General features: G+C 37.9%; 5 protein-coding genes. 1 reads left to right on the top strand and 4 read right to left on the bottom strand.

From position 1 onward, the window contains the following. The first annotated feature begins 270 nt into the window (after nucleotides 1-270). Nucleotides 271-2,193 (top strand): Cache 3/Cache 2 fusion domain-containing protein, encoded by a 1,923-nt coding sequence (locus tag J3L16_RS13560; RefSeq protein WP_207613527.1) that lies wholly within the window; start codon nucleotides 271-273, stop codon nucleotides 2,191-2,193. Nucleotides 2,194-2,374: 181 nt separating this feature from the next. Here the strand turns inward: J3L16_RS13560 and J3L16_RS13555 are convergent, their stop codons facing one another. The 4 genes from J3L16_RS13555 to J3L16_RS13540 form a co-directional block, all read right to left on the bottom strand. Beyond that, the gene (locus J3L16_RS13555) at nucleotides 2,375-2,977 is read right to left on the bottom strand and encodes a thiamine biosynthesis protein ThiC (RefSeq protein ID WP_207613526.1); all 603 of its coding nucleotides are present in this window, start codon (nucleotides 2,975-2,977) and stop codon (nucleotides 2,375-2,377) included. Nucleotides 2,978-3,578: 601 nt separating this feature from the next. Further along, entirely contained in the window at nucleotides 3,579-4,202 is a 624-nt protein-coding gene (locus J3L16_RS13550) for a hypothetical protein (RefSeq protein WP_207613525.1), read from the bottom strand. An 80-nt stretch (nucleotides 4,203-4,282) separates the two neighbouring features. Further along, nucleotides 4,283-7,285: a reverse transcriptase domain-containing protein gene (locus J3L16_RS13545; protein WP_207613524.1), complete on the bottom strand. Its 3,003-nt coding sequence runs from the start codon at nucleotides 7,283-7,285 to the stop codon at nucleotides 4,283-4,285. 29 nt (nucleotides 7,286-7,314) lie between these two features. Further along, on the bottom strand, nucleotides 7,315-10,548 hold the full coding sequence (locus J3L16_RS13540) for an HsdR family type I site-specific deoxyribonuclease (protein WP_207613523.1): 3,234 nt from the start codon (nucleotides 10,546-10,548) through the stop codon (nucleotides 7,315-7,317). Between the last annotated feature and the right edge of the window lie 8 nt (nucleotides 10,549-10,556).

Raw genomic sequence — 10,556 nt, 5'->3', positions numbered from 1 at the left:
GCTAAAACAACGCTTACCAAGCTTTATTGCACAGTTAGAACTGATGCTAACCACCCTAGTACAATTTCATTCTGCTAAAAACTAATTAATGGAAGCCAGTATAATTTTTTGAAATCAAAATAACCGACCTTATTTTTTACAGCACGAAAGTTCTGAACTACAGTTACATTGATGACTCAGCATTTCTATGGGAATTTCCGTTCTATTTTATTTAGTTACGTCATCTAGTTCTCAACGTATTTAGTTTAGTAGTTTACTTAAGGCTGTATGATGTCTATCCAAAAAAAAGTCCTGTTTTCCCTTTTTGCTATTATTTTTTTAGGCGCTTTGATACTCGCTATTTCAACCGCAGTTCAGCAAACAAGAGATATTAAAAATCAAGTGTCGCTAGAAAAAACTGCGGTTTCCCATGAGCTACTGAGCCTTTTCTCTGTTATTGATGAACTCATGCTAACCCGAGTAAAAAGTAGTATGAAACTACTTAAGCAACGAGGAGAAAAATTAGGAATACCCAATCAAAAAGGCACCACTTCAGTTAACTCAGTTGTATCTTCGCAACTACTTTTAGGTACTCACGAGCAAGCAAATAATTTTGAACTCGTTGATAACTTAACTCAAGTCATGGGCGGAACAGCCACGCTATTTAGTAAGACTGGCAATGACTTTATTCGCGTGAGCACCAACGTCATAAAAGACAATCAAAGAGCCATTGGCACCAAACTGGCGCCCTCTGGTAAAGCCATGAGCAAAATTAACAACGGCGAAGCCTACTATGGTGAAGTAGACATATTAGGTAATCCATACCTTACTGGCTATGAACCTATGAGAAATCAAAATGGTGAGATTATCGGCATTTGGTACGTGGGGTATTCCGCTGATTTAGACGTACTAAGAAAGGCCATTCAAAAAAGTGCTATTTTAGAAGAGGGCTTTGTCGCCCTAAAAGATGCTAACAATAATTTACTATTTCACTCCGGCCACATAGACACCTCAACAGCAAGCCAAATTTTATCATCTAATGACGAAGACTGGTCAATCGACACCAAAGAATTTGAGAGTTGGGGCTATCAACTTGTAATGGTGTCATCAAACGATGAGCTATCAACTCTGGTAATAAAAAGCCTATCTTCACTTATCATAAAAATCATCATCGCAAGTGGGCTGCTATTAACCATAGTATTTTATTTAATTAAACATATCGTAGGCAGGCCAATAGAAGAATTCACTCGAGTAGTGGAACAATTATCCTCAAAAGAAAGCGACTTAACATTTCGTTTCGATGCACAAAATAACAATGAATTTGGGCGCATGGCTAAATCATTCAATATATTAATTCAGCAACTTCAAGACACACTAAAAGAAATAGATACAACCACAAATGCTATGATCAATAAGTCTTCACAGCTAAAAGACGTCGCAAATAAATCAAGCCTTGGTATCGAATCATTGAGTTCAGAAACCAATGCAATTAACACAGCAATTCAATCTGTTACTGAAAACAGTCAAGCCGTAAGAAATATTATAAATGACTCCAATTCCGCAGCAGAAGAGGCTCGCAGTGACACAACAGAAAGTGCAAATGTACTCGCGTTAACAATTAACGATTTAGAATCCCAAGCGAGTGATATTGATCAATCGGTAAGTGTTGTGAACGAATTGGCTAGCGCCAGCGAAGACATTAGTAGCGTAATGGACGTTATCAAAACTATTGCAGATCAAACTAACTTACTTGCATTAAATGCAGCGATCGAAGCGGCCAGAGCGGGTGAACAAGGTCGAGGTTTTGCCGTTGTTGCTGACGAAGTTAGATCTCTTGCAAGCCGAACACAAAGTTCAACAAATGAAATTCAATCAATGATCGAGCGACTTCAATCAGGCAGTAGAGAAGCTTCCACAAAAATGCAAAGCAATAAAGAATTGGCATTTTCCTCTGTGAGTACCACGCAAAAAGCAGGTACTTCTCTAGAGAAAGCCAAAAAAGCAGTAAATTCGATAACCGACTTGAATAAAGATGCGACGTCCATCGCGGCATTACAAAAAGAATTAACCGAAAACGTATTTCAACGTATTAGCAGCATTAAGACCTTGGGTGAAAACAATACACTTTACGCAAAACAATTAAACGAAAATAGTACTGAGATTTCACACCAAATTGAGTCAATGCAACAACGATTACGTCGATATAAATTTTAGCCAGAGGTTACACAACCTCAGCTAAACTGCTTTTATTTACTAGCCATTGCTTGCGGTCACTTGCCCAGTTTTTGGCTAACAACATACATATAACCTGCTTCAACAAGAGACCCGAAATGGTTATTCGCTGTTTCCTTTACTGAGTAGGCGAGGGTTACAGAACCCACGCCACCTTTAATAACTATTTGTCTTCGCGGGCAACATTCATCAAGCAAAGCGCCAAAAGCAAAGTGGCAAGAACGCCTGTTCCTCCAGCGACCGCTGAAGGTAGAAAGGCACTACGCCCAAATACGATCAAAGTAGCATTAGCCAACATAGCAACAATACCTACCAGAGCGGTTAAGCCTCCCAAGACTTTAGCGCCGTCATTCATCTTTGCGATCCCAAAGGTAAGAGCAGCAAAACCTAACAAAAGCTTAGCTGCGTAGTAAACCATAAAGGAAAAAGCCACAACTGCCCCGGCCAAAGGTCCAAGTGCTTCTAATTGATTAGCGGCTTCACGAAATGGCACAAACATAGAAAGACCTACACTAACTTGGACTACATTAAGTACCGCGCTGAACGCGATAGCAGCCCATCCCACTTGAGAGTGTTTGGCCTGCACCATTGCAGCTCCAGAAAACGCAATAAGAATGGTAAACAACACCCCTTCCATACCCCATAATAACTGCCGAGGAACAGTAATGTGAGCAAGATAGAGGCCAGTATAAACAGCTTGTGTCACTGCTAAGGCCAACAATAAGTATGATGTAATTTGGACGGTTCGAATATTAGTAAATTGCATAATTGCACCCTTTAAATTTTTTATTTGTTATTTTCACTCATAGAATGACGATTTAAGGCTACCTTAACCTTGAAATCTAAGACTCGTACTATTCGTAGACGACAGATTGATAAAGAACCCTTACGCAACTTAAAACTTTCAATATTGAGGTTATGTTTAGAGCTGGGGAAACGTACACTTTAAAATTGGCTAAATAGTATAAGAAGAATAAAACGCAGACCTGATCTATGCAACAGAAGTTGATTTTTCTTGTTGGGGCACTCGCATAAGCGGCGGTAACGTCTTTGTCTGAGCCGATGAAGGATACTTTTTTCAAGCTGCGTCCAACTCATGCTTCTAGCGTGATAGGCTTTAGCTGATGTGGGTTCAACCATAAGTTGACACATTATAGCTTTTACTCGGAAACATTTTTATTTACCTACATCCATCGTATTTACTAACCAGTATGGCAATTAAAAAATTAATAAGCAATAAAGTGGATGAATCACTTAACTAAATTATTTAACCACTTTTTGCCATTACGCCCTTACAATTAAACCATATAACGCCATTTTTATTCTATATAAAAAACGATATTCAACATATTAAGGTAATTAGCTATCTAAGAGTTAGATATCAAATCTGGCAGGCAGTCTTTATGCCTTGATTGAATTCTCGAAATATCCTGAACTATGACTTTATTGTCAGTGAGTATAGCTCCCATCATTGCTGTCATTGTTAATAATCCATTGGATGATTTGATTATGTCTTTTACTAGTTGTTCAGGGTAACCAGCACCGTGACGTTGAAGAGCGTGTATCCCACCATGAATATAAGAGTTTAGCGCTTTCCATTGGATGTCCCTAAACTCCTTTAACATTTGTACAGCCTGTTCAGGAGCTTTACCTTCTAACTTTGTAATCATCTCACTATTATTTGGTTTTTGATCTGCATTTTGAGAACGTTCTGACAGCAGCGCCATAGTGTTTTCAACTTTTTGGTTACTCGCTGCATAAAATAGCCATAAAGCACGAGTTAGTGCTTCAAATTGAGACCGCATGATACAAATTGCTGAAGTGTAATTACCGTTCATTACTAATTGTCTAAGACTAGCGCTATGTTCCAGCGCTACTGAACACATCACCCAACTTGCTATGACCCGATTGCTTTCATCAATTGGTCCATATTCAAAAACACGGCTGAATTCACTACTTAACCCTTCTGACTTTTCTAAAAGCTCATCCATCTAACTTTTCCCAGCCCTAGTATCTAATAAGCCTTTATGCTTTTTCGTATATTATTCAACAGAATCGACCGCCTATGTATTTATCTATTTTTCACTTTTTCACTCTGATAGCCCGGTGGTAGGTGTTTAAATTTATCTTTAATATTAGGCTTTGACTTGAATTGGAAAGTCCTTAATGCATCAACATCAATTTCTACAGTTAAAACACAAGAGTTTTCCCCTCCCTTGACGTATAGCATTGTCTTACTTTCTGTTTTAGTTGGCCTTAAAACACAAGAGCCGCCATATTGAGAAGTATTTGATTGCACAACATAACAGTGCAAATCCCGCACAGCCGATTCCAAAATGTGCTGGTAATAATTTGTATCTTTATTCCACACACAGGCGAGCAGTAGATCAATCTCAGATTTGAATATAGAACGGTGAGAAATATCAGATAGTTCGAAGCAATTGTAAGTAGCGAAACTTACTCCTTTCCAACTAACACTATGGTAATAGTTTTTAGGCTTTAAGGCTTGGTTTGCAGGAGTGAGGCGCAATGAATCTAACATCTCTAATTCAGCAGGAGCGTAGTGGTTTTTTACTCGTGCGGTAACTATACAAGAGTTATATTTATTTCCTAATTTATAAGGTAGGGCCTCAATCAAAAGGTTAAAAGCTCTACCATTGACGACCCAGTGTTCTAAACCAAAAACCAAGCCTATCTGGTGCCTTCTAGAGTAAGCCACCATAAACGGTAGCCACGAAACAGGTATTGCAACTTCAGGTAAAACTAATAAGTCAGCTTTTTCTTTTAAAGAGCTATTTAATATATGGAAAAGTTTGAGTTGCCTAGAAAAAGAAACATTAGGTGACTTATCTTCCCTAACGGCATTTTCAATATCAACTTCATTTAGCTGCGTATTTCCTAAAGCCAACCGCATTGCTTTAGGCTTTTCTTTCTCTCCAACCTTCAATTGCTCAACAACCAGAGAGTCATTTGAACTTTCGTCTAACTTTTTAAACTTAACCCCAATGTCCTGCCAACCTGTCAAATCCAAGTAATCTGATATTGATTCCCGTTGCCAATCGCTTAATGTTAATTCTTCATTAAGAGTGCTTAATGCTGTCTTTAATTTAAAAAGTTGAAATTCATCAAAATGAATAAAACGGGGAGAATAATCCAATTTACGTTTTACAAGTTCATTGGTATCAGATGCCAAGAACATTGAATCATCAACAAGACTTCCCTTATATTCAGTGTAATTTGCAAGAGGCCATGCAACTAAATGGTGCCTAATCATGTTAGCCTTTCTAAATACCCTTACATAACAATTCAATTCTTTCCGAAACGCAAATAAAGGTAATCCAGTTAACCCTTCTGACGTAGGCCATTCATCAATAGGTAGCTTGAGAATCTCTTCTATATTGGAAGGAAATTCAGGCATTGTTAAGCGTTCATATGAAGCAGTATCCAATAACCCTAAACACAGGCTTAGCCCCAAATTATTGTAATACTCTAAGTCAGATCTTAACCTCCTAGTTAAGCTTGCTTTCTTGGGACCAGAAGCATCATTGATGTTTGTACTAAATTTAATCTTAGCAATTTCACTAACCACCACATTGTAAAAATCGACTACAAATGACGGGCGATTTAGAATAACACCATATTGATATACCTTCTCCCATAACCTGCTAAAAGTAATCGTATTAACCCCGCTGAAGAATACTCCCAATTGTCGCATGACAACGTCTTTTTTATCGAGCTTACTCAAGCGATGTGCTGTTATGTGTGAAGATAGATATCTAGCCAATTCGGTTTCGTTTTCAGCTAAGCCGACTACACTCCTTAATTTATTAGCAGAACCATCGTATAGAATGTCATAAGCAAATTTATCCAACTCGTTATCTATATGTTCCTCAGGTAGAAATCTGAAAGCACTACTTCGTTCTTCTATCTCTTTTTTAAATATCTCAAGACCTGCACGGCTATGTTCTTTATCGAAGTATTGAAGAATCAATTTATCTCTCTGTAAAGGGAGGCTGTTTTCATCAACCTTTACTACGTAGTTTTCATCACTTGCAGATTTTTCAATTAAACCTCCAAGATAATCCGATATAAACGATTCAATCTGATTTTTGTCTTTTATGGTAGGCTTTTTAATGACAATTAATATGTCATCAACGTATCTGCCGTAGTATTCTGCTCTGACATTGGATGCAATAGACTTATCAAACTCTCTTAAATACCAATTAGCAATGACTGCTGAAGATGCTAAACCAACAGGTAAACCTTTCTTTGCACTACTTGTAGGATGGGTAATGCTCAAATTTTCTTTTATTTTCGAGTAATATTCTTGATAAATGGCCTTAAGAGCGTCATTAAGTTTGATAGCTAGAATAATTAACTCACTATCGAGAGACTCTAGAAGCAAATTTTCAATTTCGTCAAAGTCTACATCTATTTCATAAAAGTAAGACTTTAAGTCTAGTGATAAGAAAGCCGCATTTTCACCCGATTCTGAAAGTTCAGAAGCACAATCTACAGCCTTATCTCGCCATGTACTATATTGGTCAAAATAACGCTTAAATATTTCAGATTTTACTTGTTCAGTGCTAAATACAAAGCTGTCATTAAATGAAATTGCAGCATCACTTAATCGGTTGCCATAGCAATCTGAAGTTAAGTCACGATCAAGAGTAGGAGCGACAACCAAACACCACAACATCTCAATTATGTGCAGCTCTGCTGGTGCTTCTATAAGGTAATTTAACTTACTAACTTCATATGTTTCTGATGTAGTAACATTCGATAAGTACAGCCCATTAGCTTCATTGTGCTTCTTTTGCTGCTCTTCTTCAGGTCTAGTGGCACCTTTAGGTAACAGTCTATAATTTATGCCTTTCAACCAGCCCTTAAAAACCTTATTTTCACAAATATCTGCGGCATTAATTACTTCAAGTAACGTTTGAAGATCTTCATCAGCATTTCCGCACTCAAATGCCGATACCGTCTGCTTCATAAATAAGTTTAGATTTTCAAAATATGTATAGCTTTTTAGAAATAAATAGGCTTTCTTAAGCTGTTCAATATCTAGTTCCATTAAAATTTCCTATTAGCTTTAGCCAAATACTAAGCAGCTCTATTGTTCTTAAAATTCTCAGCTTGTTCGAAGATCTCTTTGTATACTTCATCACGATCAACGGGTGGATAACCATGTTTAGCTAGCAACATGATTAGGTCTACTTTTAACTCAGCCTTGATATCATCACGTTGGCTCCAGTCTGTATATTTAGCCTTATCATCAACAACATCTTTTACTGCTTTAGCTAAATCGAGAAGCTTGTCCTCTGGGTATTGAAAATCATATTTAATCGCTAATGCCAATAAAATGTCGTAAAAGGCTTTCTCTTCTAGGTTGATGCCCATATCTTCAAACGACCCCATTTCAGATTTGAGATCTTGGTACATGTTGATGATTTCATCAGAGAAATCTTCAAGAACTTCACTGACTAATACGTCTTCTTCTTTACGCTCGTTATATTTATCAACTAACGCTTTAAAACGCTCAGAGAAATCGACAGCCTTAAGCTTATTAACTTGTTTAAATTCACCAATGGCTTTTGCCAACATCTGCTGAAGCAATTTGATTTTGGTATTCGGCAGTTTGATTTTTTCGATTTTTGCTAAGTAATCATCATCGAAGATATCAACACCATCTTCGCCTTGACCTAGCTTAAAGATCTCTTCTACACCGTCACTTTTTAGTGCGTCAGAAATCATCTCACGTACTTTGGCATTCATTTGTGCGGTATCAGGCGCATTACCTTTTGTGAGCTTGTAAACAATAGAGCGAACAGCTAAATAGAAGTGAATATAATCACGTTCTTTTTGCGATAACTTTTCACTGCCACAGCATACGTCATAAGCCGTTTTCAAACGTTTTACTATTACCATAAAACGGTGTTCAAGTTTTTGCGTTTGCAATACAAATTCAGCCGCATTATTCAGGCAATTAAGTTGAGCAACGGGTTGCCCGGTAAAGTATGGTGATTCATCAAATTGATGCATTAGCTTGCCTAGCAAGTCTAAATGGTCCTTAACAACAATGATTGACTGTGCAATATCCTCAAAATTGGTTTCGTCCGTTTTTGAATACATGGCTAATGCTTTATTCATCTGCGTTTTAATACCGATGTAATCAACAACTAAGCCTTTGTCTTTACCCTCAAATTTGCGGTTAACACGCGATATGGTTTGAATTAAGTTATGGCGTTGAATTGGCTTATCGATATAGATTGTATCGAGGAATGGCACATCAAATCCTGTGAGCCACATATCAACCACGATGGCGATTTTGAAATTAGACTTTTCATTTTTAAATTGTCGATCTAGCTCTTTACGATACTCTTTAGTGCTGAGTAAGTCCCAAAGCTCTTTCGGATCATCTTTGCCACGAGTCATCACCATCTTGACTCGTTCCATTGGTTTAATTTTTTTACGCTCTTGCTCAGTTAACTCAACACCTTCTTCGCATTCACGTACTTCAAACCACGTAGGACGAAGGTCTTTTAACTCTTGATAAAATGAATAAGCCACCTCTCTCGCAGAGCTTACAAACATTGCTTTACCTTTTATGGTAGAGCCTTCTTCAATGCGTGATTCATAATGAGCAACAAAGTCTTTGGCTAACGCTCTAATACGATCAGGATCTCCAAGAATCGAAGTCATATTTGCGGAAGCTTTTTTACTTTCTTCAATCTGATGCTCATTACTACCGTCATCAGCACACTGCTGATAATAGGCTTCAATTTCCTCCAGCTTAGCGTTATCTAAAATGACCTTTGCCGCACGACCTTCATAAACGATTCTGACAGTGATTTCATCTTTCACAGATTCAGTCATGGTGTACGCATCAACTACCTGACCAAACACATCAAGTGTGGCATCTACAGGCGTTCCAGTGAACCCTACAAATGTTGCATTGGGTAAAGACTCATGAAGGTACTTGGCAAAACCGTAAGTTTTCTTAACACCTTTTTCTGTTACACGAACTTTCTGGTCTAAATTTGTTTGGCTTCTATGTGCCTCATCAGAAATACAAATTACATTACTTCTATCTGTTAACAGTTTTGTATCTTCAGTGAATTTATGGATGGTTGTTAAGAAAACACCACCACTATTTCGGCCTTGAAGTAGTTCTCGTAAATGGTCACGGCTTTCAACTGCAACAACGGTCTGATCACCAATATATGTTTTTGCATTAGAGAATTGCTGAGATAGCTGGTCATCCAAATCAGTGCGGTCAGTAATTAAAACTATGGTTGGGCTTTCAAACTCTACACTTTTCATTAATAGGCGCGATAAAAACTGCATGGTAAAACTCTTACCACAGCCCGTTGCACCGAAGTATGTACCACCTTTACCATCACCTTCAGGCTTTCGGGCAAGCTTAATATTATGGTGAAGCTTTCTAGCCGCATAGTACTGCGGATAGCGGCAAACAATTTTAACTTCAGCCTTTGACGAATCAGGAAAGTAAATAAAGTTGCGAATAACATCCCGTAGACGAGCTTTATTGAATAGCCCCTGAAGCATAGTGTGCAAAGAGCTAATACCATCTTTTTCTATCGATTCGTTGCCCGTTACCTTGCGCCAAGCATAGAAAAACTCATAAGGTGCATACAGGCCGCCCATTTTGTTGTTAACACCATCACTGATAACGCAAAATGCGTTGTAAACGAATAGAGCGGGAATGTCCCTGCGATAGCGAGTATTTAACTGAACATAAGCATCATGAATTGAAGCTTCTTCTTCACGAATAGCACTCTTAAACTCGAACACCACTAACGGCAAGCCGTTAATATACAAAATGCCATCGGGGATGCGCTTCTCGCCATCAACACCTTCTATCTCTAGCTGGTTAACTATTTTATATATATTGGTGTCATTATATGTAGGTGGCTGTTCTGCTACTTTCGGTAATTCTGGTGCTAATTCCTTTACTAAATCAGGTAACAGGCTTTGAACAACGTTGATGTAATCGACTAATTGGATATAGAGATCTTTTTGAGTATGGTCTTCTCGCTTTAACAAAAAGCCATCACTCAACCATTTACAGAAGGTTTTGTTACTATCGTATAAGTCGCTAGCAGGCAATGATTCTATTTGCTTGATGATTGAATCAATTTCACCAGCAGTAATATTGTCCGCTTGATACTTATCAGATAAGAACTGCCGTATGTCATCCTTAATCAAAACTTCAGTATTACTACGAGTAAGCTCATTACCGGGTACGTAAGGAAAACCTTGTTCACCAAGTAATTCAACAATTGCCGCTTCTAGCTGTGCTTCTGTAAACTTCACTGTGTCTC

The organism is Alteromonas sp. 5E99-2 (assembly GCF_017368475.1).
In the GTDB taxonomy this organism is placed as follows: domain Bacteria; phylum Pseudomonadota; class Gammaproteobacteria; order Enterobacterales; family Alteromonadaceae; genus Alteromonas_F.
The sequence above is the reverse complement of the archived record's forward strand: the minus strand, read 5'-3'. Positions and strand labels throughout refer to the sequence as shown.